A 22,289-nucleotide genomic window follows, 5' to 3' on the forward strand; every position below is an offset into this window, starting at 1 on the left:
ATAGGGGGAATTGCAAATGCTAAAAGACATAAACGAGGGTCTGATCCTACTGAAAACCGAGATAAGGAAAAAGGAGAAGTGGGACAATCAACTTAAACATTATAGAATCGAGCTTACTGAACTGGAGGAAAATGTGCGGAATCTGGAAAACAGATTGAAATTGGAGCAGAAGGATGTAGCGCGTCTGGAAGGATTCAGTGTGACGAAGTTCTTCCTGACATTGCGGGGAATGTGGACGAAAGGCTAGAGGAAGAGAAGAAGGAAGTTTCGGTGGTTCAGTTGAGATTAGAAGAGGCGCGCCTTGCCAAAAAGGAAGTGATGGATAGCATCCATGACTTGGAAGAGAAGCTGAATCAATCGGAAAATGTTGAAAAGGATTATGAAAAGCTGTTTGAAACAAAGGAGCGGTATCTAAAGGATAGCAATTCCAAAATTTCGGCCTATTTATATGATTCATATGACAAGGAAGCGGATATCAAAACACTTCTAAAAGAATTGAATGAGGCTATAAGTGCCGGGATTCAAGTGAAAGACGCGCTTACTCGTGCCATCGATTCACTGGAAAAGGCAAAAGGCTGGGGAACGGTCGATATGCTTGGCGGAGGCCTTTTGTCCACTGCAGTAAAGCATAGTCATATGGACGAGTCCACAAGGCATGTTCATGATGCACAATCCATGATGAGGCGATTCCAGAAAGAATTATTGGATGTGAAGCAGACTGCTTCGATGGAACTGGAGGTATCTGGACTGTTGAAGTTTTCCGATTATTTCTTTGATGGATTAATCATGGATTTTGTAGTACAGGACAAAATCACGATATCATTGGAAAATACGAAGATACAGCAGTCTGATATCGGTCGCATCCTTTCCGATTTAAGAGTGCAGGCCGGTCAGAAAAATCGGGAATTGGATCGTGTATTATCCGAAAGAAAAGAGTTCATAGAGAGTATGTAAAATAATACAGCTTTGGATTTCAAAGAGAAAAGCATAAGGCAGACAATGTCGGCCTTATGCTTCTTTTACAGTTGCTATGTATTGCAGGTTTCGATACTTTTCCGCATAGTCGATACCGTAACCGACAATGAATGTATCAGGAATGACAAATCCTACATAATCAGCTATTAGCTCTACCTTTCGACGCTCAGGCTTATCCAGCAAGGTGCAAATTTTCATGGACTTCGGTTTGTGGAGTTGGAAATGCTCCTTTAAAAAGCTTAGCGTCAAGCCGGAATCAATGATGTCCTCGACAAGGACGACATGTTTACCGGTTATGTTAACATCAATATCCTTTAAGAGTCGCACTTTTCCTGTAGTTTCCGTTTGGTTTCCATAGCTTGATGCAGCCACAAAATCAACGGTGACCGATCCTTCTAGCTCACGGATCAGGTCTGCTGCAAAAACATAAGCACCTTTTAACACAATGATGAGGACAAAGGGTTCATCCTGGAAATCCTGCTGCATCTGCGCGCCAATCTGTTTCACTTTTTGCTTTAATTGATCTTCCGTTATTAAAATGCTATCTATTTCATATGTCATGCGATCACCATCCTGGTATGTATTGTATCCCATCATTATTAAAACATTAATAAAGCTACAATGTATACTTTCTTCGAAAAATAGGAAATATGGCGCGGATTAATGGAAATAAAAAACGCATCCGTTTATGAAATTCATACAGATGCGTTCTTTGTATAGAAGAAAGGAGACTATCTTTTCTTCTTTTTTGAATTATCAAGGACAAGCTGTTTCTTGTTTACTTTTTCCAAAGTGACATGAACGTGGACATTTTTTTCATCCACATGGGTCACATTGGACACTTTCGCTTTACGCCCTTTAATGACTAAATCGTCGCCTATCGATGGAACATTTTTGCGCAATTGATTTAACAGTTGATTTTTTTCTTCGTAAAAAAAGACAACAAACATTTGCTTCTCCCCTATTTCCTATGGTTTCTGATGGTTCAAAAGTGGAACCTTTCTTTAATCTATGATTCTCTTGTGAGGGATAGACCTTATGATAAGTCGGAAAAATGTGACGGCAATCATCGAACTAAGCAGGAATAAATAACAACTGTGGCCAATTGGAATAGTGGTAGGTATAAACTGATTCCAGTAATTTTAAAATGGAAAGGGAGAAATTTTTTATGAAAAACGTTACAAAAATGAAGATTTTTAGACCTGTTAATGTAGTATTTGAAGCCTTCGTTGACCCTTCAGAGATTGGAAACTACTGGTTTTCTTCAAGTTCTGAAAGATGGGAACAAGGTAAAACTGTCACATTAAGATATGAGGAATACGATGCACAAGGTGAAATTAATATTATTGAAATCAAGGATAACAAGAAAGTTGTTTTTCGGTGGGGGTCAAATGAGGAAGGACATCTTGTTACGATTTCGCTTCATGCATTGGATAATGCGACCATTGTGGAAGTTGTCGAAGAAGGATTTAATGACAATGACGACAACCTGATAAGGAACATAGTGGATAACAAAGAAGGATGGGTTTATATGCTGACCTGTTTAAAAGGCTATCTGGAATCTGGGAACAACACGTTGAGAGCAGCTTTAGTTAAGGGTTGAAGAGTGCATTATAAAATATCAGAGTAATTTTGCTCTGATATTTTTTTGAGGAAAATACAAATTTTTGCAGGGAATACATCACAAATAGAGAATATATGTTCTTATAAAGATGTTGGAGGTTCGGAGAATGTATACAGATATTATTGCGATAAATAAAAACAGCTGGGAGGAGGCTGCGGAGAACTTCTATGGAAGGAATTCCCTCCCGGAGTATGGTCCGTTGGCGCCTTTGGAAGATGAGTTGAATCTATTCGGCGATGTTGCAGGTTTGAATATATTGGACTTCGGCTGTGGCAGCGGGCATTCGCTAAAATATATGGACGAGCGAAAGGCAAAGGAGCTATGGGGATTGGACTTATCCAAGAATCAGATTGATGCGGCGAGAAAGCTTTTGGACGACAGTCATTCAAAAGTAATGCTCTTTGAATCCCCGATGGAGGAGAACCCCGGATTGCCTGAAGGGTATTTTGATATCGTGTATTCCATTTTTGCGATCGGTTGGACAACGGATTTAGCCAAAACGGTGGAAAATGTGTACCGTTACCTAAAATCAGGCGGTAGTTTCATTTTCAGCTGGGAACATCCACTATATAGCAGAGTCAGATTGAAAGAAAGAGCATTGATCATGGACCAGTCCTACCATGAAGAGGGCTCCTACGATCATGAGGCATGGAAAATCCCTGCCATGATGCAGCAGGTCAAAGTAAGTACATATATTAATACGTTAATTGATCAAGGTTTCCATATCGAACGAATTGAAGAGGATGTCCGACTGACGGAAAAGGATAGGGAGAGGCATTCTAACCGGTGGTATTCCTATGACAAGGCTACTATGGTTCCTACTACTCTCATCATTAAATGCAGGAAGCCATAATGGGCGCATTTCAAGTTGATGAAATTCATAAAGAGATACTGGAAGATATAATCGAAACCTGCCAGAGGGTTTACGGAGTGGAAGTGATGGAAGCAGTTCCAATCTATCGCGGCTGGCTCAATCTGAAGTGGCGGATTAAGACAAATAAAGGGAAATTATTAATCAAACAATTCAACAAGGAAAGATTTCGAAAGTATAGCGAAAAGGAGCTGCATTTTGCTTATACCCAACAGGAGAAACTGCATCGCCATGGTATCGCGTGCCCAAAGCTTTTCCCGTTAAAGGAGCAATTTATGTTGAAGTCAGTTAATGGGGAACGGTTTATAGTGATGGAGTTCTGTGAGGGAAGCATTGTGCAACCTGGTACAGCCACAGAATTTCAAATGTACCATCTCGGAAAAGCAACTGGAAGGATGCATTGTGTATTAAATGATGAGAGCAATCCTAAGAAAAAGAAACCGGAGTTCATCGCTCCAGTTGTAGAAGACAGAATAAATTATTGGCATTCGGTTAATAAACATGCGCAAAGCAAAGGAAAACAATCCATTATTCCTATTATTAAAAGACAAATAGAGCTTACGAAATCAATTGATCTGGAAGACTTCACTTTGCATGATACAGGATGGGCACATCGAGATCTTTTTATGGAAAATATTCTGTTTCAGGCAAACGAGGTCTCTGCCATTCTGGACTTCGACCGGCTAAAATATGACTACCCACAGCTCGATGTTGCTAGAGCAGTTATATCAGGTTGTTTAAGTAATAATAGTTTAAATGTATCATCCGCCGCTGCATTTATGGAGGGATATAAAGAGGAGCGGGAAGCGGGTAATGGATATCTAAAAAAAGCCCTTTACCTACTATGGTATATGGAGAGCACTTGGTGGATCGAAGCGGGCATGGATGAGTTCAAAGGGCCACCAGTCCGATTTGCTGCTGAGATGGTGTGGCTGGGTGGTAACTTACTAGAATTAGAGAATTTGTTAAATAACTTGTAGGAGGAATGATTATGCTGAACAAGGTTTGTGTGATTACAATAAAAGTTGGGAATATGCAGGACGCCGTTAGATTTTATACAGAAGTGTTGGACTTCAAGGTTTCCAAACACTATGGAGAAAACATTGTCAGCTTGGTTCATGAAGGTGTCCCGATTGTCCTTGAAAAAGAGGACTCGAATAGAAAAGAAGCACATTCATCGGTGCTTCTTGGCATTCTATCACATGATATCGAGAAGGATTTTGCCAGTTTAAAAGAAAAAGGAGCTGCCATCCTGTTTGATGAACCGCAGCCATGTCCACCTGGACGTTTCTTTGTACTGGAAGATCCATCTGGAAATCAGATTGAGATTGTGGAATTCTCCAATATGAATTGAAGGATGGTGTTTAAGTTGATTTTTGAAATGACATACCAGGTTCGTGTAACGGATATGAAGGTTGGACAAGAATGGTACGAAACCTTTTTAAATAAGCCACCGGATTTTACACCACATGATGGCTTCGCTGAATGGGAACTGCTACCGGGATGCTGGCTTCAGGTCGCTGAGGGGATTCCATCCAAAGGAAGCGGACCATTGCGTTTTGGGGTTACTGACTTGGAGGCAGAACGAATTCGATTGATGCATAGACTCCATATTGAGGATTTCGAGGTACATTCAAGAAAGGAAGTGCCTGTTAAGTGGGCTACTTTTACAGACCCTTGGGACAATCGAATTGGATTGTTTGAATACATGGATAAAGAGGCTGAAAGGGAAAGGGTTCATTCGGTTCTAGGTCTCAAAGAAAGTGAATAAATGAGAAACTCAATCGCATTTATCATACTGACACTATTAATTGGTACTGCAATCTACCAGCAGTTTCTCAAAGCGGAGGAAATAAAACCAGCAACCTTTTTCATTGATGAAGATGGTTTGATTGTTGGCAAGCAAACAGGAGAGTTGGACTATGAGAAACTGGTGGAAGCAAAATATAAATTATTTGATTGAAGGTGACCCATGGGCATATTTTTTGAAGATGCAAGCAAGCAATCCAGGATTGAAAAGGTGTTAATGAATATTATTTTTGTATTAGTGAGCTTGAAACTAATTAACCGCTTTTTCTTTGACTATACATGGGTAGATTCTTTCCTTTTCAATACTTTAACTATTGTTGGAATTCTATTTATAGTGGTGATGATAATAGAGTCAAAAAAGAATAAGAGAATGGAGTGAAGAAAATGCTGAAACGTCCTGAGGAAAATGAATACCCCTCATATTACGAAAGCTATCTAAACTTGGTACCCGAAGGAAATCTGTTGGAGATTCTTGAGCATCAGTTCACAGATACAGTAAACCTTTTGTCTGGTCTGACGGAAGAGCAGGGAAACATAGCATATGCAAGTGGAAAGTGGACGGTAAAGGAAGTAGTTGGCCATGTCATGGATACGGAACGGATAATGAGCTATAGACTGCTTCGGATTTCCAGGGGAGACAAGACGGCTCTTGCTGGATTCAGCGAGGAGCTTTATGCAGTTGAAGGGGATTTTTCTGAAAGACCGCTTTCTGAATTAGTGGTAGAACTTCAAACTGTCAGAAAATCAACCTTAAGTCTATTAGGTGGAATACCGGAGCATGCATGGCTTAGAAGTGGTACAGCAAATGAACTTCCAATAACAGCCCGGGCAATTGCATATATCATTGCCGGTCATGGGATTCACCATGTTAATATCATAAAGGAAAAGTACATCGGATAATCATTCTGAACACAGAAATTTCAAAAGAGAAGAGGAGTGCAGATGTTTTTTATGAAGCTGCTCTTGTTACTAATTGTCGTGTTTTTAGTGGTTATTGCTGTGCAAATTGCCGTCAGGAAGTTGTTCAAGATCGAAAAGAAAAGGAGTTGTTTTTCCTATAACTTTGTCAATGAAACACATAAAAAAGTAGATCTGTCTCTCAGATTTGCAGGATTAATTTTCATCATTGCTTTTAACATGTATTCATTTGAACATGGATACACTTTTACCAATTATACGTTGGGATTGCTCATATTTCTAATCATTCTCGATTTGGGAAATGCCTATTTTCATTGGAAGTATTCCTCTGAGCCTAAACAATCCATTCTCATACTGAGTGGAACTGTAGTGGTCATTATTTTATACATACGTCTGCTCCCATTTGGTTTGATGGAGCGATTCATTTTATGAGAGTCCTAGTAAACTTTAATCTCTGCTTTTTTTAGTAAGAAATAATATAGAGATGGTGTCAGGCGAAATGATGATTCTATTGAATGAAATTAGAGAAAAGCCGATTATTATTCTTCGTACACATCAAAAAGTATTAAGATTATTGCTTATTCTATTGTCTGGTGCAGTCTTAGGTTTAATTGCAAAATACACTGACGGATCGGAAATAGGGCTGATTAGTACTGGACTTGGATTTTGGATTTTCATCACTACGTTGATTGCTGTATCGAGCCGTTCACCTGAAGCGGCCGCTTTGCATGCATTTTCATTTTTGTCGACTATGTTAATAGTTTATTATATTTACTCCATGGTATTGTTCGGATTTTTTCCCAGAAGTTATTTTTTGGCATGGGGTGTAATCGCCATGCTTTCTCCAATTGGAGGGTACTTTGTATGGTATTCAATAGGCCTGGGGTGGAAGGCAGCGGCCTTTGCTGCATTGCCTATCAGTCTGCTGGTAGTAGAAGGGTATAGTTTTATCTATACATATTCTTTCACTGAAGGTATCGACTTGCTGGCGGCGCTAATCCTATTCATTATATTACCTTCAAAAAAGAAGCAATATTTACTTGTTTTATCTATCGTAATAGGACTGTCTCTTGTTATTGATCGATTTGGACTGATTTATTACTTTCCAAGCTGAGATTTTTAATAGAAAGGAAGATTCTATATGGAAAAACTTCAATACGAACTGGTAACACTCCCTGCCTATAAGGCAATCGGGGTAAAGTGGGAAGGCCCATACACCGAGGTTAGTAGCTTAAAAGATGTTATTGTTGAAATGAGTAACCGGGTTGGTGAATTGGCCTATGCAGTGGAGCCGGAAGTTCAGTTTGGACTATCCTACCATCTCCGTCCAGATGGATTTGTACACTATTCCGTCTTTCGCGTGCAGGAGCAACAGGAAGTACCTGATGGAATGGTCGACATTCGTGTGCCAGAAATGACCTATCTGAAGGTGTCTCATGAAAAAGGTCAGGATATTGGCCATACCTACACCAAAATCTATCAGTGGTTTAAGCAGAATGATTATATCCCTTTCAAAGAATCAGATGTAGATTATTATGACGACCTGCCTATTAAGCATGAATGGTATCCGGTGAATCGTGACCTGAATGATCCCCATTTTGAAATATTGATACCTGTTCATAAACCGTAAAATAACTGTGCTAATATTTACCGCTACTTCCCGATGTATCCCCATATTACAATGAAAGATAAGTATGGGAAACAGGAGGATATAGAATCATAATGCAGCGTAGAAGGAAAAAACATAACAGCATGAAATGGATCGGTATTTTACTGATTACTATATTAATAGTCAGTGTCGTTATCGTATTAACGACAGATAATCCGGAGAATGACTCTCCGAATACAAGCAGAGTAACTGCCACAGAAAAAGAAACAATAGATCAGCCGCCACAAATAAGTGAGATTACAGCCGAGTCCGATTCAACAGAAGAGAATTCGGTTGGTGGAGATGTCAAACTATCCGTGAATGCAACGGATGATCAAGATATCAGCAAGGTGGAATTTTACAGCAACAACGGCGAATACCTGATTGGCACTGTGACTTCAGAGCCTTACACGATTAACTGGGCTACAGAAAGTTGGGTGCCTGATGGGGAACAGATCCTGAAGGTTATCGCCTATGATGATTCGAATCAGAAGACGGAAGTGATCAAAAATGTGATGGTCAAGAATCCGGAACCGGTATCTGCCAAACTCGTAGGCTATTACGCGGGATGGGCTGCCTATTCCGGATACGAGGTGGCGGATATCGATGCGAGCAAGCTTACGCATATCAACTATGCCTTTGCCAACATTACAAAGGATGGCAAGATAGCGGTAGGAGATTCCTCGACTGATGTTAAAAACTTCCATCAACTGAACAAACTGAAGGAACAGCACCCTCACATCAAAACGCTGATTTCTATCGGAGGCTGGACATGGTCGGAGAATTTCTCGGATGCAGCCCTCACAGAGGATTCGCGAGCGAGATTTGCAGAGAGTGTACGCCAATTCCTGTTGGACTATGGCTTTGATGGCGTAGACCTTGATTGGGAGTACCCTGTAAGCGGTGGGGAAGCGGATAACACGAACCGTCCCGAAGATAAAAGGAACTATACGCTATTGTTAAAAAAGATCCGTGAAACATTGGACGAGCAGTCTGAGAAGGATGATAAGGAATACCTGCTAACCATTGCGGCAGGTGCTAGTAAAGCTCATGCGGCCAACCTCGAGCTCACGGAAATTCATCCTTATCTCGACTATATTCAGCTGATGACCTATGATATCCATGGAGAATGGGATCCTTTATCTGGATTGAATGCACCGCTTCACCAAGATCCAGCGAGTGGGTTTCATGGCGAATGGAGTGTCGGGGACGGGGTGCAGACCTATATCAATGGTGGAGTTCCGCCAGAAAAGCTTGTCATGGGTCTTCCTTTTTACGGAAGAGTTTTCAAGCAGGTCGACGATACTAGTAATAACGGTTTATATAAGTCCTTTAGCGGCGGGGGAACGTCCCTCAGTTACGCTAAGATTGCCTCTGATTATGTGAATCAGAATGGTTTCTCCCGTGTATGGATAGAAGATTCCAAAGTACCGTTGCTTTTTGATGGAACGACCGTAGTCAGTTATGATGATCAGGAATCCATCGGTCATAAAACGGCTTTCATCAAAGAAAAGGGTCTTGGTGGTGCCATGATGTGGGAGCTCAGTCAGGATCCAGATGAGGTTCTATTGAAGAAGATATATGATGATATGAAAGATGAATAGAAGGACAGATAAAAGGCTCATCCCGGTACAATGGGATGAGCCTTGTTCTTTCAACTGGTTCACTTAAATCCTATTATGATCCGATCGCCACTCCACGATCCTCTTTTTGATATCCTTTGGTGACAATTCTTCCTCTGCGGCAGCAATGCTCAGCTCAAGAAGTTCTTTATCCGAAGCAAAGCGAAGTGCCACAATTTGACCCATTGTTAAGCGGGAATCCAATGGTTTACCGGTTAAGATGAAATGACGTAAACTTTCTTCTGCCCGAATTGCTCTGTCCTGGGCACGCAAAGGGTAGATGCGCAGCAGGATAAATGTCAGGACGAAAGCTGCAGCCATTAGCAAAATTGCAAGGGCTGACCATACATTTTCACCTGATTGAAGGGATAGCACCAGATTCACGACGGCTGTAATAAGCGAAGCAAGAACCAGTAAAGTTAAGAAATAATGATAAATCGGATGCATTCTTACATGGTTTTCGTAGTTTTGAGTTTTCATGTGTTTCTCCTCTTTTTATAGCTTTTTTTATTCCCATTTAAAGGTATAGCTTGCTACGATGAAAGCACCAACCAGCCAGCAGCTAAGGATGAGCGCTTCGGTACCTAATGACAGAAATGATGCCCCGACATTCATGGTTTCTCTCAATGCATGGCTAAGATGGGAGATCGGTATAACGTTCACAATCGGTTGCAGGAATTCAGGCATATCACTGATCGGGAAAAAGACGCCTCCCAAAAACAGCAACGGAAAAGATAGAAAACCAGCAATTGGTGCCGCACTTTCTGGAGTCTTGGCGATACCTGCAATAATAAAACCTATGGCCATAAAAGCAAGCGTTCCCAGAACAACAAATGTCACCAGGGTAAACCAGGAGCCTCTCACTTCAACACCAAAAATGAGCTGTGCTACTCCAAGGACGATCAATGCCTGAAAGCCGTTCAATAAAAGCCGCGCGGTAATTTGTGCCGCGATAAAAGTGGATGCCTTCAATGTGGTTCCCTGCATTCTTCTGAGGATACCCCGTTCCCTCCATGACGCGATTTGACCTGCAACTCCGTTCATATTGTTGCTCATGATCATCATGGCCACTATACCAGGGACCAGGAAGTCAATGTATTGTAAATCCAGTGCTTCAATTCCTTCCGCCTTCGTTTCTAGAAGCGGCGAATATTGCACCATTTCCTTGCTGATCGAATCGACTGTACTGTTTACAAGCTGGATACCGATCTGGGAAACGGCCATATTTGTTTCATCGAAAAATAGAGGCAATGAAAAGGGCGCGGTGTCCGAAGGTGCTTCCACCAGGAATTCCCCATATCCATCCGGAATAACGACCACGAGGTTCAATTCTCCCTCTTTTAACACTTCAAATGCTTCATCCCGGTCACTTATCATGGTCATATTAAGTGCCTTGTAATCCTTGAAAATATCAATAAGCTCCTTGGACTCATTTGACTGGTCTTCATCAACCACCGCAAGCGATACACTTATCTCTCTCCCATTCCCCAGGAACGAGCCAAGCATCACCATGAGAAAGATGGGAAAAGCAAGTGTCCAAAATAGTACTTGGCGATTGCGAAGGAAAATCCGTAATTGCCCGAGTGTTAAATGCCAGTAAGCTCTCATCCTTCTCGCAATCTCCTTCCTGTCATGTGAATAAAGACATCCTCCAGGGTTGCGGTCCTGGTTTGAAGGTCCATCAATTCAAGCTCTTTCTCAGCAGCAAAGTGTATCAAGGCTGTTAAGGTTGTTTGAATGTCATCCGTATAAAGTACATATGTATCATTTTGTTTTCCAACTTGTTTTACTCCATTCAACTGTTCGAAGGATACTTGTTCCACGACGTCTGGGAAGCGAAATTCAACCGCGCTGTCGGACTGCAGCCGTTTGACAAGCAGGGAGGGAGTATCCAAAGCAATGAGCCGTCCCTGGTCCATGATGGCGATACGGTCACAGAGCACATGCGCTTCATCCATATAATGTGTGGTAAGTACAACAGTTTTTCCACGTTCCTTTAAACGGAGCACAATATCCCAAAGGGTTCTTCTGGCTTGTGGATCCAAGCCGGTTGTAGGCTCATCAAGAAACAGGATCCAAGGATCATGAACGAGGGCGAGTGCAATGGCCAAACGCTGTTTCTGCCCGCCTGATAAGCCCTTGATCCGGCTCTTCGCTTTGTCCGTTAACTGCATATCCTCGATAAGCTCAGGAATATCTACATTTTTTGGATAAAAGCTGGCATACATCTTTAGTATTTCTGTTACGGTCAGAAGCTCGAATAATGTGGTCGACTGGAGTTGGACACCAATAACCTCTTTTACCTTCTTTAATTCCGACTGAATATTGAACCCGCCTACGATGGCAGTTCCCGCATCCGGCTTGCGGAGTCCGACGAGCATTTCCAATGTCGTCGATTTGCCTGCACCGTTAGGGCCTAAAAGGCCAAACACTTCCCCTTTCTGAACAGAAAATTCAATTCCGTTCACCGCGGTAAAATCACCGTATTTTTTCACTAGATTTTGCACTTGGATAATTTCTTGGGGTGTATCCATTTTTCACACTCCGCACTGAAATATTATTTGAAGAAGCAGGCATTGTTTAGCCCTAAAGTAAACGTATAGGAGAAAGAAAAAGTTGTCAATTTTCTTATGGAGAACTTCGTCATTATAACAAAATTAGCCTGTCTGATTTTGTCTGTTTCAGAAAATTTACAAAAATAGGCTAAAATCAGTTGTTTTATTATGGTAATTATTATATACTACATTACAACAGTAATGCACTATGTTAGAGGAGGTGCGAAGTTGATTTTAAACGCGGATGGATCAAAACCTATTTATGTACAGATTGCAGAATGGCTGGAAGCAGAAATATTGAATGGAAGCTTTGAAACGGATCAAAAGGTTCACTCGCAATATCAGCTGGCGGAGATATTCAACATCAATCCCGCAACAGCTGCAAAAGGTTTAAATATTTTGGTGGATGAAAATGTCTTATACAAGAAAAGGGGTCTTGGGATGTTTGTCAATCAGGGAGCGAAAGAGATTATTTTACGTAAAAGAAAGGACCATACGTTAAAGAGGTTAGTCATGGAATTGGTGGAGGAAGCTGCGCGTCTTCATGTGGATGAAGAGGAACTGGTCACAATGATTCGAAAATTAGGGAAGGGGGATCGGCCATGAAGATAGTAGAATGCAGAGGTCTTACAAAGGAATATGGCCATACCAAAGTGCTTGAAGGCCTTACCTTCAGCTTGGAAGAAAACAAGATCACGGGATTGATAGGGAGAAACGGTGTTGGGAAAACAACACTTCTAAAATTGATTGCCGGATTTTATAAAGAAACATCCGGTGAAATACAGGTCTGGGATGAACGTCCTTTCAATAGTCTGACTGTTTCAGCCAATACCATATTTGTGGATGATTTCATGAGCTTTCCTACTGCATTAAACCTTGGGGAGATCCTGGAGGAAACGGGAAGGTTTTATGCCAATTGGAATGCGGAGCTAGCAAGACGACTGTTCGAGTATTTTTCCTTCCATCCGAAGCAATCGCATGACACGCTTTCAAAAGGAAAGAAAAATACGTTTAACATGATAATCGGGCTTGCTTCGAGATGTCCATTGACCATATTCGATGAACCAACAACGGGGATGGATGCAGCAGTCCGGAAAGACTTTTATCGTGCGTTGCTAAAAGACTACTTGTCCTTTCCTAGAGCCATCATTGTATCGAGTCATCATCTTGATGAAATAGAGGATCTGCTGGAAGATGTCCTGCTAATCGATCAAGGGAAAGTCCTTCTGCACATTTCGATGGAAGAAATGAAGGAATACGCAGTGGGTGTTTCCGGAAAAGCAAGTGTCTTGGACGAATGGCTGCATAATAGAGATGTGCTCTATACAAAAAATATAAGTCCAGACAGCAAATATGTCGTGGTAAAGAAGGATTATGGCATATCAGAGGCTGCACGTTATGGGCTATCCGTCACACCGGTTTCCGCAAGCGATGCCTGTGTGTATTTGACAGATAAGGCAAAAGGGGGAATCGATGATGTCTTTAAATAAGGTAACGCTCGGGGAAGTGGTCAAAAAGCAATATCTCTATAAATTGAAGGCTTACTCCGGTGTATACACCTCTCTGATGGTCCTGCAGGCAATCGCATTACTATTTGCGTTTAGTGCGATGAATTCCTACGGTACATCGAGTGAGTCATTCAGTATCGATATAAAATACTATTCAGTGGATATCGTAGTGGCGCTGACGATGCTCTGGGCCTTCATCTCATCCATCCTCGTCACGACGAAGGCATATCGGAACGATGACTTCTCCTTCGTCACGAATCGACTAAGCGGTGATCTCTCCAATTTCGCTTTTCTGGGGACTATCAGTTTACTTGGGGCGATCACTTCACTATTATCTACTTTTTTATTAAAAGTGATGCTCTATTTCCTGCCAAGTACAGAAGTGATGTATTTCTCCACTTTGCAAACCTCACCAAGTGTCATAATAAAAGGCTTTTTAGCGACTTTTCTATACATGCTCCTTTTTGCTGCACTTGGCTACCTTGTAGGAACACTGGTACAGTTGCATCCATTAGTGAAAATTGTGCTTCCAGTCGTATTTGTTGGACTTTTACTTTTCGGTGGATTAATAGGGAGAGTCGATATAGTCCCTTCCGTCCTAGGTTTTTTCTTTACTGAAGCCTCTTTTTTCCTGTTTTTTATTAAAGTAATTATTACAGCAGCCGTATTATTGTATATGTCAGCGATTATCTATGGTAGATCGGAGGTGAGGTCATGAACATTCTGCTACCCTTGCTATTATTGGGCACCGTTTTCCTTATAGTCCAATTTGTTAAAAAACCTTACTTTACAAAATCTTCAACCAGAAGCATGAGGCTTTTGGCTGGGTATGTTGCATTATTATTACTTGGGACTGCTCTTTTCTACCTCCTGCCCAATAAGAAATATCAGACCGTTGACAGTATACCCGTTGCCGATGAAAGCTTGGAAACGTTATTCGAAGATCTCCTGGAAAAAAGAGAAGTGAATCAGAAGCATGTAAGAAGCAGATCGAGCTATTCTATAGAAGAAAAGGAGCTGCAGCTTGCACTTTCATCTCCCGACTACTACATCTCCATCATTGTAGAGCGGGATAGCAGGTTGAAAAACCGAGTGGAAACCACCATATATGCAAGCTATTTGACCGTGAATGATTTTGATCTTTCCAAAGAGGTTCCTAGTCCCACTGTTAAACTTCAAAATGGCACATTAACAATCATGCCACCGCCAATGCTGGAAATCGAGCTGAAAATGATTAAAAAGGAGTTTGTCTACTCCCAGTTCACCAATGAAAGTTGGCTGGAAGACGATGGGTTTGGCAGCACCCATTCAGGTCCCATTCTATATTTGAAAGTTCCGCAAGATTTGGAAATCAAGGCACAAGGAGGGGTTTATTACGAGGAAGTGAAATAACCAACTCATGGACACTTAGATTATCTGAGTGTCTTTTTTTATGGGGCTGCCTAGGCTGTCCATTAAAACGGTATAATAAAGAAAAAACTGCCAACCTTAAGAAATTCTTAAGAAAATAGATTGTTTGTTGTTAAGATTTTCAAAGTATTATAGGTTTATGGAAAGAAGGCAAGTGGGAGAAGGGTGAGAGATGGAGAAGTATACGGTTTTGGTTGTGGATGATGAAAAAGAGATTCGGGATGCGATAGAGATCTACCTGAAAAACGAAGGAGTACGAGTTCTGAAGGCGAAGGATGGAGTGGAAGCGCTCGAGATGCTGCATGAAAACCAGGTGCACCTCATTTTGCTTGATGTAATGATGCCAAGACTTGATGGCATTTCTGCGACATACAGAATACGGGAGAAGAAGAACATTCCGATCATCATTCTGAGTGCAAAAAGTGAGGACACGGATAAAATATTGGGCCTGCAGGTTGGAGCGGACGACTATGTGACGAAACCTTTCAACCCGATGGAGCTGGTGGCGAGGGTCAAGTCACAGCTGAGAAGATATGTGAGTCTTGGTACTTTTGAAGGAATCATGAAGGTTATCGATCTTAATGGACTTACACTTGATAAAGAAGCGAAAGAAGTCGCTGTTCAGGGAGAGCCAGTGAAGCTGACACCGATCGAATACAAGATAGTGGAGCTTCTGATGAGCAATGCCGGGCGTGTTTATTCCATCAACGACATTTATGAGCGGGTGTGGAAGGAGCCAGGTTACAATGCGGAAAATACGGTGGCGGTACATATACGTAAAATCAGAGAAAAAATAGAGATAGATCCGAAAAATCCAAGATATTTAAAGGTGGTATGGGGGATTGGCTACAAAATGGAGAAATAGGGTATTTGCCTTTTTGATGGCGTTGGTGTTTACCGGTACTCTTAGTGGAAGTTTGTACTTTCTATCTAATTCATATAAGTATGATGATGAAAACTATTTTAATACGGAAGAATTTCAATATGAATTAAGGGAGTTTGTGAATTACCTGGCGATGGAGGAAGTGGGCACATTACCGGAAGAAGCTGTGAAGAAGAATATAACAGTCACACAGGAAGAAATTGAAGAACATCGTCATCGTTATGGTTTCTTGGATGAACAGCTTGCAAATATCCGCTATCAGTATGAGGACAGAATCCAGCTTGCCGAGGATGGAAAATCCGACGAAAACGCGGATGAACTTAGAGCAGAGAGAGATGCAAAGCTTGATGATATCCGGAAGAACTTTGATAGTGATGAATATGTAGAAAAAAAGATCCTTGCTGAAAAAGAAAAAATAGTGGAAGAATATTTTGCGAATCTCGCTGATTTTAAGGCGAATCCTTCCAGATTTCAGGATGAGTTTCTCTATCATTTTTCAAATGGGGAAGAATTTTATACGAATACGGGATTGAAAAAAGAGAGTGTAGAAAGTGCATTTTCCAACGACAAGATGAATTATCATGACAGCTTTAACATTGATGGTGAAACGTTTATCTCTTCGGGAATTTGGCCCTATGAAGATTGGTTGTACCAGGCAATAGCCCAGGCAATGAACGGGTATGTAGGAGAAATAGGTGTCCCGAAAACGCTTTCACCAGAGAGTGAGATCATGACAGCGAAGACCAACTACGAAGAGAACAGAAAGTTGTTTTGGATATTGGGAGTAAGTACTGTTACGGTATTACTCATTTGGTTGCTTATTATGATAAAGGTTGCCAGATTACCGAAAAAAATGGGCAAGCTGCATGGAATCTATAACAAAATACCAATAGATATCCGTATTGCCGCAACTCTCTTTACTGGCTTTTTCACACTACTCACTTTATTCTGGGTAAATGACAGCTTAAATCTTGGACTGTATCACCGAAATAATATTGATAGTGTGGAGCTTGTTTTCAGTATCGTTTCAGGAGCCATCCTCTGCTTAATCCTATATCAGCAAATCAGATACATTGCCACAAGTCATCAAAATGGAGAATCCATCGGAAAAGAATGGACTAACAGTGTAGTGGTAAGAGTAATAAGGGTAATAAAAGAAATTTATCTAAGTATAAAAAATGGATTGAAAGAAGCCTTTTTAAACAGGTCGACCGGAATACAGGCAATTGTTCTTTTAGGAATCGTGTTTGTTTCTGGAGCTGCGATCTTAATGGTATTGATACACCCAATATTCTTCTTCTTATACTTGTTGTTTTTATTCTTGTTAGGTATCCCTGCCCTAAAGTATTTTATCAAGAGCATAGGCTATTTCAACCGAATAAGCATGAAAACGGAAGAGATGGCAGCAGGGAGATTAGGGGAGGATTTGGAGATAAACGGTAAGTCGGAGCTGGCAAAGATGGCGGCTAATTTGAATGTCCTTAATCAAGGGGTAAAAGTCTCATTAAATGAACAGGCAAAAAGCGAGCGATTGAAGACGGAACTGATCACGAATGTCAGCCATGATTTGAGAACGCCGCTGACTTCCATCATTACTTATACAGAATTGTTGAAAAGAGAAGATTTGTCTATAGAAGATCGAACGGCATATTTGGAGATTATTGACCGGAAGTCACAACGCCTCAAAGGGTTGATTGATGACCTCTTTGAAGTTTCGAAAATGGCGAGCGGAAACATGGAATTAGTGAAAGAGAAAGTTGATATCAACCAGCTTCTTCAGCAGGCACTTGCAGAAATGAATAGTTCGATGGTGAAATCAAACTTGCATTTTAGAGTTACCCTCCCAGAAAACCCAATTTTGGCAATGGTCGACGGTCAGAAAATATGGAGAGTGTTTGATAATCTCATCGGAAATATCATCAAGTATTCATTAGACCAGTCACGGGTGTATATCCAAATGCAGAAATCTGGGGATAAAGTGAATATCACCTTTAAGAACATATCCAAGTATGAACTTAACGATCAGAGTGAAGAGCTGTACGAACGCTTTAAAAGAGGAGATACCTCCCGACATACAGAAGGATCCGGTTTGGGCCTTGCCATCGCAAAATCCATCATCGATCTTCACGAGGGCAACCTGAATATAGAGACAGACGGAGACCTTTTTAAAGTGAACATCTGCTTGAGAGTGGTGGAATAAATGGAATATGCAGCTATTTACACCACCTATTACGACAGGTTATTCCGCGTGAGCCTAGCCATTATCCGGGATCGGCAACTTGCAGAAGATAATGTGCAAGAAACCTTCATCAAGGCATTCAAGAAGCTGGATGATCTGGAGGACATACAAAAAGTCGGTGCTTGGCTATGTGTGATCGCATCAAGAACGGCCATTGATTTTATCAGGCGTGAGAAAAAGACAAAAGGGTACCCGATGGAATTATGTATGCTCGACTGTCTCGGAAAAGAGGCAAGGCAGAACGTAGAAGAAGAAGTAGGTGTATGCTTTTTAAAAGAAATCATAAAAGAAGCGCTGGAAGATTTCTCAGGGGATGACCAAAAGATGTTAGCGCTTAAAATGGATAAAGGGTTAAAGGAGCGTGAGATTGCTGAGGCTTTGAAGATGCATCCATCCACTGTGAAGTCTAAAATTCATCGTGCAAGAAGGAAGCTGAAAGAGCGGATTGAATTCGAATGGAGTGCATAGATAATGATGTTGGTGCAAGGACCACTGAAAAAAGTGCTCCTTGCACTTTTTTTGATTTAATAGGAATGTGTCAATCTAGAGAAGTTTATACAGGGCACTCTTTACGGAATTATCTTGAGCCAAAATCACTTTGACCCCTTCTCGTCCAGTTTGACTGATATTTCCTCGAGGATTGCTTCAATATCCTTTGTTTGATCCTCTTCAATTCTCAGAGTGGAGCTGATTTCATTGAACCATTCAATGGCGCCGTGTCTGAATAAGTAGAATTCCTCCCATAATGTAAAGGTTGTGTTTGTTAAGGAATGGAGCTCTTCTTTTATTTGGTGCTGTCCAACTGATAGGAGGAATGTTTTCTTGTTCAATCCGCAGAGTTCTTTATTCATCTGTCGTTGATTTTCGGAAAGAGTGGATGTCTTTTCATTCAAGTCTATTAGTTCTTTTTTCATTTCTTCTTGGGACTTCTTGAATTCCATCATATTGTTCAAGATCAAGTCCAATTTATTCGCATCAGTACGCGTGACTTGTCACCTCCTTTTCTAGGTCTTTATTATTATGACATGACCAAATGTTACTTCAGCTATAACTTATTTTATATATTTCAGAATAGTAAAAATATAAAAACTTTATTTATCTTTATTAACTATATTGCATAAATATTTACATGTGTTAAAATACATTTATTCGAATAAACATACAGACAAATAATACTTGAAATAAACTCAAGTTTGTTTCATAATTGTATTAATTTTTACTTTTCTGAAAATAGTATAGGGGGAAATTATTGTGAAAAAATGGTTTTTAGTTTCATTGATGAGTATTTTAGTAGTAGGATTGCTGTCAGCATGCGGTACATCCAACAATGGCGGCGAAACAGCCGGCAGTGGTAAAGAAGAAAATGGTGATAAGAAAGTCCTGGTTATGGGGACTTCGGCTGACTATCCTCCTTTCGAGTACATAGATACAGAAAAGGGCGAAGAAATAATTGGCTTCGACATCGATCTAGCAAAAGCGATTACAGAAGAATTGGGTTATGAACTTAAAGTTCAGGATATCGACTTCGGTAGCTTGATCACGGCAATGGATGCAGGGAACATCGATTTGATTCTTGCAGGTATGACGCCGACGGAAGAACGCTTAGAGCAAGTAGATTTTACAGATGTATATTATACAGCTCACCATATGGTTGTTTCTTTAAAAGACAGCAAGATTGAGAAAGTGGAAGATTTAGAGGGAAAAACGGTCGGTGCCCAGCTAGGTTCCATTCAATTGGAACAAGCAGAGGAAATCAATAAGACAATCAAACTAAAGAAGATTGAAGACCGTGATCGCATTCCTCAATTAATTCAAGAATTAAAAACTGGGCGTATTGACGCAGCAATCATTGAAGACACAGTCATGAAAGGCTTCATGGAAAAGGATTCCGATCTTACTGGATTTAATCTCGATACAGATGAAAAAGGTTCTGCCATTGCTTTGCCGAAAGACAGTGAACTTACAGAAGAATTCAACCGTGTTCTGGGGGAAATGAAAGAAAACGGCGAATTGGATAAGCTTATCATGAAATGGTTCGGCGGAGACCAAGAATAATAGACTTATAAATCAAAAGGGTACATGCTACCCTTTTGATTTTGTTATCAGGGCATATACAGCAGAGAGGAATGGTAGCACTTGAATTTCGATTTCTTAGACTTCAGCTCAATAAGTGGTTCCATTGGATATATACTCGAAGGACTGAAAGTTACTTTACAAGTGGTAGCTTTGGCCGGTGTTATAGGGTTTGTTATTGGAACACTTTTGGCATTATGTAAAATTGGTAGAATTAAACTACTAACAATTCTGGCGGATATTTATACATCCATCTTCCGTGGGACCCCACTTGTACTGCAATTGATGATTATCTATTATGGACTTCCACAAGCAATTGGCATCAATCTTGAACCGGTAACAGCAGCAGTGTTGGCATTCGGACTGAACTCAGGGGCTTACATCTCAGAGGTAATCCGTGCCGGTATCCTAGCTGTTGACAAAGGGCAGCGTGAAGCAGCGATGGCTCTTGGCGTTCCTTACGGTCAGATGATGAAGGATATTATTTTACCACAGGCATTGAAAAACATTTTGCCCGCACTAATGAATGAATACATTACACTTACGAAAGAATCCGCCATTGTTACGGTAATCGGGGTAAGTGATGTAATGAGACGATCCTACATGGTTGGATCCAACACATATGCTTTCTTGGAGGCATTCATTTTTGCAGGTCTGATCTATTACGTACTTGTTATGATTCTGACGCTTCTTGGTAAAGTGATAGAAAGGAGAATGAGACGCAGTGATTAAAGTCGATAATTTGCATAAATCCTTTGGCAAGCTGGAAGTATTAAAAGACATATCAACTCAGATAAAAGAAGGGGAAGTAGTAGCGATTATCGGCCCATCCGGTTCTGGAAAATCAACATTTCTCCGCTGTCTAAACCTTCTGGAAGAACCGACATCCGGTCATATTTTCGTTAAAGGTGAGGATGTGACAAGGAAAAAAACAAACATCATGAAGGTGCGTCAAAATCTTGGAATGGTCTTTCAGCACTTTCATCTTTTTCCACATAAATCCGTGTTGGAAAATCTGACTTACGCTCCGGTTTCCGTGAAAGGTGTCAGTAAGAAGGATGCAGAAGCGAAGGCGATGGACCTGCTTGAAAAAGTGGGACTGTTGGAAAAGGCGAAGGAATACCCAAGTCGACTTTCCGGCGGACAGAAGCAGCGTGTTGCGATTGCCCGTGCCCTTGCAATGGACCCTGAAGTGATGCTATTTGACGAGCCAACTTCCGCACTTGATCCGGAAATGGTTAAAGAAGTGCTGGAGGTTATGAAGTCACTCGCTCATTCGGGTATGACCATGGCGATTGTAACTCATGAAATGGGCTTTGCCCGCGAAGTGGCCGATCGCGTATTATTTTTGGATAATGGTGTGCTCGTGGAGGACTCACCGCCGCAGGAATTCTTTACCGCACCGAAGTCCGAGCGTGCGAAGGTGTTTTTGGAGAAAATGCTTTAATTGAAAAAAGCAGTGCCTATTTTGGGGATAGGTACTGCTTACTTTTATTTAAAACTTATCAGGAAATTGCTTCATAATACCCTCTGAAAGGGCGTCTGCCAATATGATGATATGGTCTTCGCCTTTATCAAAAGCTATAATATCCGCATCCCAATCCTTTTTTATTCTTGCTACAACATCGTCTGTAACCAGTGCCAAATGCATATACAGCAAATCCTTCAAATCCTGTTCCTTCCAATTCGGATTAGCATTGCTTAGAAACTTCGCGATATCATCTGCGTTTTGGTACCATTCTTTATTGTGTTTATTTGCAGAAGCTTGATCTCCTTTTTTTGCTGCGTCCACTATTTTTCCAGCAATGAGAATATGATCCTTTAACAATGCAGTCAGTTTGTCTCCAGCATCATGCCCATAAAATGGTTTTATGGCATTTCCTATGTCTTCCTGGTTCTTCAGCAGTCTTACCAATACTTTATCCTTATCTTCCAAATCCGCCAATGCGCTAACAATATAATTCCTAGTCCATATTGTATGATCGATCCAGAGTTTTCTTAAGTCCCCCTTCAATTGAACGGCTGATTCGCTTAGTTTCTGATTTTGGCTGATGACTCCATTCGCTTCGACGTTCGTAAGGTTAAAAATCGTAGGAATGACCATAAGCAAGAGAGTTAGATTCAAAATTAGTTTTTTCAAAAGATCTTCTCCTT

The 22,289-nt window shown here is 41.0% G+C and carries 31 protein-coding genes; 24 read left to right on the top strand and 7 right to left on the bottom strand.

Annotated features, from left to right (window positions below):
* Positions 1 to 16: 16 nt before the first annotated feature.
* Entirely contained in the window at positions 17 to 247 is a 231-nt protein-coding gene (locus ABN702_RS05330; RefSeq protein WP_417899709.1) for a hypothetical protein, read from the top strand.
* Between the two features lie 23 nt (positions 248 to 270).
* Positions 271 to 954 carry a hypothetical protein gene (locus ABN702_RS05335; protein WP_417899710.1) on the top strand — a complete coding sequence of 228 codons (684 nt, stop codon included), beginning with the start codon at positions 271 to 273 and terminating at the stop codon, positions 952 to 954.
* 54 nt (positions 955 to 1,008) lie between these two features.
* Here ABN702_RS05335 and hpt read toward each other — a convergent pair whose 3' ends face one another.
* The gene (gene hpt, locus ABN702_RS05340) at positions 1,009 to 1,536 is read right to left on the bottom strand and encodes a hypoxanthine phosphoribosyltransferase (RefSeq protein ID WP_417899711.1); all 528 of its coding nucleotides are present in this window, start codon (positions 1,534 to 1,536) and stop codon (positions 1,009 to 1,011) included.
* 170 nt (positions 1,537 to 1,706) lie between these two features.
* Positions 1,707 to 1,925, bottom strand: a complete 219-nt coding sequence (locus tag ABN702_RS05345) for a hypothetical protein (RefSeq protein WP_417899712.1) — start codon at positions 1,923 to 1,925, stop codon at positions 1,707 to 1,709.
* A 218-nt stretch (positions 1,926 to 2,143) separates the two neighbouring features.
* Between ABN702_RS05345 and ABN702_RS05350 the strand changes: the two genes are divergently transcribed.
* The 12 genes from ABN702_RS05350 (at position 2,144) to ABN702_RS05405 (ending at position 9,449) form a co-directional block, all read left to right on the top strand.
* A complete protein-coding gene (locus tag ABN702_RS05350; RefSeq protein ID WP_417899713.1) occupies positions 2,144 to 2,578 on the top strand; it encodes an SRPBCC family protein in 435 nt (144 codons plus the stop codon).
* Between the two features lie 127 nt (positions 2,579 to 2,705).
* Positions 2,706 to 3,452 carry a class I SAM-dependent methyltransferase gene (locus ABN702_RS05355; RefSeq protein WP_417899714.1) on the top strand — a complete coding sequence of 249 codons (747 nt, stop codon included), beginning with the start codon at positions 2,706 to 2,708 and terminating at the stop codon, positions 3,450 to 3,452.
* Positions 3,452 to 4,450, top strand: a complete 999-nt coding sequence (locus ABN702_RS05360) for a phosphotransferase (RefSeq protein WP_417899715.1) — start codon at positions 3,452 to 3,454, stop codon at positions 4,448 to 4,450. Before ABN702_RS05355 ends, ABN702_RS05360 begins: the two co-directional genes overlap by 1 nt.
* Before the next feature lie 11 nt (positions 4,451 to 4,461).
* Entirely contained in the window at positions 4,462 to 4,824 is a 363-nt protein-coding gene (locus tag ABN702_RS05365) for a VOC family protein (protein ID WP_417899716.1), read from the top strand.
* A gap of 15 nt (positions 4,825 to 4,839) precedes the next feature.
* Entirely contained in the window at positions 4,840 to 5,241 is a 402-nt protein-coding gene (locus tag ABN702_RS05370; protein ID WP_417899717.1) for a VOC family protein, read from the top strand.
* Positions 5,242 to 5,433, top strand: coding sequence for a hypothetical protein (locus ABN702_RS05375; protein ID WP_417899718.1), 192 nt, complete (start codon positions 5,242 to 5,244; stop codon positions 5,431 to 5,433).
* Between the two features lie 9 nt (positions 5,434 to 5,442).
* Positions 5,443 to 5,658, top strand: coding sequence for a hypothetical protein (locus ABN702_RS05380; protein ID WP_417899719.1), 216 nt, complete (start codon positions 5,443 to 5,445; stop codon positions 5,656 to 5,658).
* Positions 5,659 to 5,663: 5 nt separating this feature from the next.
* Complete coding sequence (locus ABN702_RS05385) at positions 5,664 to 6,179, top strand: DinB family protein (RefSeq protein WP_417899720.1); 516 nt, start codon at positions 5,664 to 5,666, stop codon at positions 6,177 to 6,179.
* 42 nt (positions 6,180 to 6,221) lie between these two features.
* On the top strand, positions 6,222 to 6,629 hold the full coding sequence (locus ABN702_RS05390) for a DUF4181 domain-containing protein (RefSeq protein WP_417899721.1): 408 nt from the start codon (positions 6,222 to 6,224) through the stop codon (positions 6,627 to 6,629).
* Positions 6,630 to 6,696: 67 nt separating this feature from the next.
* On the top strand, positions 6,697 to 7,311 hold the full coding sequence (locus ABN702_RS05395) for a hypothetical protein (RefSeq protein ID WP_417899722.1): 615 nt from the start codon (positions 6,697 to 6,699) through the stop codon (positions 7,309 to 7,311).
* Positions 7,312 to 7,338: 27 nt separating this feature from the next.
* Complete coding sequence (locus ABN702_RS05400; RefSeq protein ID WP_417899723.1) at positions 7,339 to 7,827, top strand: GyrI-like domain-containing protein; 489 nt, start codon at positions 7,339 to 7,341, stop codon at positions 7,825 to 7,827.
* A 92-nt stretch (positions 7,828 to 7,919) separates the two neighbouring features.
* Positions 7,920 to 9,449: a glycosyl hydrolase family 18 protein gene (locus ABN702_RS05405; protein ID WP_417899724.1), complete on the top strand. Its 1,530-nt coding sequence runs from the start codon at positions 7,920 to 7,922 to the stop codon at positions 9,447 to 9,449.
* A 63-nt stretch (positions 9,450 to 9,512) separates the two neighbouring features.
* Here the strand turns inward: ABN702_RS05405 and ABN702_RS05410 are convergent, their stop codons facing one another.
* Genes ABN702_RS05410 through ABN702_RS05420 form a run of 3 tightly spaced genes read right to left on the bottom strand, consistent with a single transcriptional unit; the run spans position 9,513 to position 12,001 of the window.
* Positions 9,513 to 9,947 carry a DUF6526 family protein gene (locus ABN702_RS05410; protein ID WP_417899725.1) on the bottom strand — a complete coding sequence of 145 codons (435 nt, stop codon included), beginning with the start codon at positions 9,945 to 9,947 and terminating at the stop codon, positions 9,513 to 9,515.
* Between the two features lie 27 nt (positions 9,948 to 9,974).
* On the bottom strand, positions 9,975 to 11,075 hold the full coding sequence (locus tag ABN702_RS05415; protein ID WP_417899726.1) for an ABC transporter permease: 1,101 nt from the start codon (positions 11,073 to 11,075) through the stop codon (positions 9,975 to 9,977).
* A complete protein-coding gene (locus tag ABN702_RS05420; protein WP_417899727.1) occupies positions 11,072 to 12,001 on the bottom strand; it encodes an ABC transporter ATP-binding protein in 930 nt (309 codons plus the stop codon). The genes ABN702_RS05415 and ABN702_RS05420 overlap by 4 nt, the downstream gene beginning before the upstream one ends.
* Before the next feature lie 249 nt (positions 12,002 to 12,250).
* On the opposite strand from ABN702_RS05420, the gene ABN702_RS05425 reads away from it, so the two are divergent.
* The 7 genes from ABN702_RS05425 to ABN702_RS05455 all read left to right on the top strand — a co-directional run bounded on the left by ABN702_RS05425 (position 12,251) and on the right by ABN702_RS05455 (position 18,530).
* Positions 12,251 to 12,628 (top strand): GntR family transcriptional regulator, encoded by a 378-nt coding sequence (locus ABN702_RS05425; RefSeq protein ID WP_417899728.1) that lies wholly within the window; start codon positions 12,251 to 12,253, stop codon positions 12,626 to 12,628.
* A complete protein-coding gene (locus ABN702_RS05430; RefSeq protein ID WP_417899729.1) occupies positions 12,625 to 13,512 on the top strand; it encodes an ATP-binding cassette domain-containing protein in 888 nt (295 codons plus the stop codon). Before ABN702_RS05425 ends, ABN702_RS05430 begins: the two co-directional genes overlap by 4 nt.
* Positions 13,496 to 14,248, top strand: coding sequence for a hypothetical protein (locus ABN702_RS05435; RefSeq protein ID WP_417899730.1), 753 nt, complete (start codon positions 13,496 to 13,498; stop codon positions 14,246 to 14,248). Before ABN702_RS05430 ends, ABN702_RS05435 begins: the two co-directional genes overlap by 17 nt.
* Entirely contained in the window at positions 14,245 to 14,922 is a 678-nt protein-coding gene (locus ABN702_RS05440; protein ID WP_417899731.1) for a hypothetical protein, read from the top strand. Before ABN702_RS05435 ends, ABN702_RS05440 begins: the two co-directional genes overlap by 4 nt.
* A 190-nt stretch (positions 14,923 to 15,112) precedes the next feature.
* Positions 15,113 to 15,805 carry a response regulator transcription factor gene (locus ABN702_RS05445; RefSeq protein WP_417899732.1) on the top strand — a complete coding sequence of 231 codons (693 nt, stop codon included), beginning with the start codon at positions 15,113 to 15,115 and terminating at the stop codon, positions 15,803 to 15,805.
* Complete coding sequence (locus ABN702_RS05450) at positions 15,783 to 18,023, top strand: sensor histidine kinase (protein WP_417899733.1); 2,241 nt, start codon at positions 15,783 to 15,785, stop codon at positions 18,021 to 18,023. Before ABN702_RS05445 ends, ABN702_RS05450 begins: the two co-directional genes overlap by 23 nt.
* Positions 18,024 to 18,530 carry an RNA polymerase sigma factor gene (locus ABN702_RS05455; RefSeq protein ID WP_417899734.1) on the top strand — a complete coding sequence of 169 codons (507 nt, stop codon included), beginning with the start codon at positions 18,024 to 18,026 and terminating at the stop codon, positions 18,528 to 18,530.
* Positions 18,531 to 18,655: 125 nt separating this feature from the next.
* Here ABN702_RS05455 and ABN702_RS05460 read toward each other — a convergent pair whose 3' ends face one another.
* Complete coding sequence (locus ABN702_RS05460) at positions 18,656 to 19,015, bottom strand: hypothetical protein (RefSeq protein WP_417899735.1); 360 nt, start codon at positions 19,013 to 19,015, stop codon at positions 18,656 to 18,658.
* A 298-nt stretch (positions 19,016 to 19,313) separates the two neighbouring features.
* Between ABN702_RS05460 and ABN702_RS05465 the strand changes: the two genes are divergently transcribed.
* From ABN702_RS05465 to ABN702_RS05475, 3 genes are all read left to right on the top strand, one after another.
* Positions 19,314 to 20,117, top strand: a complete 804-nt coding sequence (locus ABN702_RS05465; RefSeq protein WP_417899736.1) for a transporter substrate-binding domain-containing protein — start codon at positions 19,314 to 19,316, stop codon at positions 20,115 to 20,117.
* Positions 20,118 to 20,198: 81 nt separating this feature from the next.
* A complete protein-coding gene (locus ABN702_RS05470; RefSeq protein ID WP_417899737.1) occupies positions 20,199 to 20,867 on the top strand; it encodes an amino acid ABC transporter permease in 669 nt (222 codons plus the stop codon).
* Positions 20,860 to 21,582 carry an amino acid ABC transporter ATP-binding protein gene (locus ABN702_RS05475; RefSeq protein ID WP_417899738.1) on the top strand — a complete coding sequence of 241 codons (723 nt, stop codon included), beginning with the start codon at positions 20,860 to 20,862 and terminating at the stop codon, positions 21,580 to 21,582. Before ABN702_RS05470 ends, ABN702_RS05475 begins: the two co-directional genes overlap by 8 nt.
* Before the next feature lie 48 nt (positions 21,583 to 21,630).
* Here ABN702_RS05475 and ABN702_RS05480 read toward each other — a convergent pair whose 3' ends face one another.
* Positions 21,631 to 22,275 carry a glycosyltransferase gene (locus tag ABN702_RS05480; protein WP_417899739.1) on the bottom strand — a complete coding sequence of 215 codons (645 nt, stop codon included), beginning with the start codon at positions 22,273 to 22,275 and terminating at the stop codon, positions 21,631 to 21,633.
* Positions 22,276 to 22,289 lie beyond the last annotated feature (14 nt).

Source organism: Bacillus haimaensis, assembly GCF_048270625.1.
Lineage (GTDB): Bacteria > Bacillota > Bacilli > Bacillales > Bacillaceae_I > Sutcliffiella_A > Sutcliffiella_A haimaensis.

Bases quoted from the DNA above. Each gene is read 5' to 3' on its own strand.
- ABN702_RS05390 (WP_417899721.1), top strand. From the start codon at position 6,222: ATGTTTTTTATGAAGCTGCTCTTGTTACTAATTGTCGTGTTTTTAGTG.
- ABN702_RS05435 (WP_417899730.1), top strand. From the start codon at position 13,496: ATGATGTCTTTAAATAAGGTAACGCTCGGGGAAGTGGTCAAAAAGCAA.
- hpt (WP_417899711.1), bottom strand. From the start codon at position 1,536: ATGACATATGAAATAGATAGCATTTTAATAACGGAAGATCAATTAAAG.
- ABN702_RS05400 (WP_417899723.1), top strand. From the start codon at position 7,339: ATGGAAAAACTTCAATACGAACTGGTAACACTCCCTGCCTATAAGGCA.
- ABN702_RS05445 (WP_417899732.1), top strand. From the start codon at position 15,113: ATGGAGAAGTATACGGTTTTGGTTGTGGATGATGAAAAAGAGATTCGG.
- ABN702_RS05420 (WP_417899727.1), bottom strand. From the start codon at position 12,001: ATGGATACACCCCAAGAAATTATCCAAGTGCAAAATCTAGTGAAAAAA.
- ABN702_RS05350 (WP_417899713.1), top strand. From the start codon at position 2,144: ATGAAAAACGTTACAAAAATGAAGATTTTTAGACCTGTTAATGTAGTA.
- ABN702_RS05330 (WP_417899709.1), top strand. From the start codon at position 17: ATGCTAAAAGACATAAACGAGGGTCTGATCCTACTGAAAACCGAGATA.
- ABN702_RS05375 (WP_417899718.1), top strand. From the start codon at position 5,242: ATGAGAAACTCAATCGCATTTATCATACTGACACTATTAATTGGTACT.
- ABN702_RS05410 (WP_417899725.1), bottom strand. From the start codon at position 9,947: ATGAAAACTCAAAACTACGAAAACCATGTAAGAATGCATCCGATTTAT.
- ABN702_RS05360 (WP_417899715.1), top strand. From the start codon at position 3,452: ATGGGCGCATTTCAAGTTGATGAAATTCATAAAGAGATACTGGAAGAT.
- ABN702_RS05395 (WP_417899722.1), top strand. From the start codon at position 6,697: ATGATGATTCTATTGAATGAAATTAGAGAAAAGCCGATTATTATTCTT.
- ABN702_RS05430 (WP_417899729.1), top strand. From the start codon at position 12,625: ATGAAGATAGTAGAATGCAGAGGTCTTACAAAGGAATATGGCCATACC.
- ABN702_RS05455 (WP_417899734.1), top strand. From the start codon at position 18,024: ATGGAATATGCAGCTATTTACACCACCTATTACGACAGGTTATTCCGC.
- ABN702_RS05415 (WP_417899726.1), bottom strand. From the start codon at position 11,075: ATGAGAGCTTACTGGCATTTAACACTCGGGCAATTACGGATTTTCCTT.
- ABN702_RS05365 (WP_417899716.1), top strand. From the start codon at position 4,462: ATGCTGAACAAGGTTTGTGTGATTACAATAAAAGTTGGGAATATGCAG.
- ABN702_RS05355 (WP_417899714.1), top strand. From the start codon at position 2,706: ATGTATACAGATATTATTGCGATAAATAAAAACAGCTGGGAGGAGGCT.
- ABN702_RS05345 (WP_417899712.1), bottom strand. From the start codon at position 1,925: ATGTTTGTTGTCTTTTTTTACGAAGAAAAAAATCAACTGTTAAATCAA.
- ABN702_RS05405 (WP_417899724.1), top strand. From the start codon at position 7,920: ATGCAGCGTAGAAGGAAAAAACATAACAGCATGAAATGGATCGGTATT.
- ABN702_RS05380 (WP_417899719.1), top strand. From the start codon at position 5,443: ATGGGCATATTTTTTGAAGATGCAAGCAAGCAATCCAGGATTGAAAAG.
- ABN702_RS05440 (WP_417899731.1), top strand. From the start codon at position 14,245: ATGAACATTCTGCTACCCTTGCTATTATTGGGCACCGTTTTCCTTATA.
- ABN702_RS05385 (WP_417899720.1), top strand. From the start codon at position 5,664: ATGCTGAAACGTCCTGAGGAAAATGAATACCCCTCATATTACGAAAGC.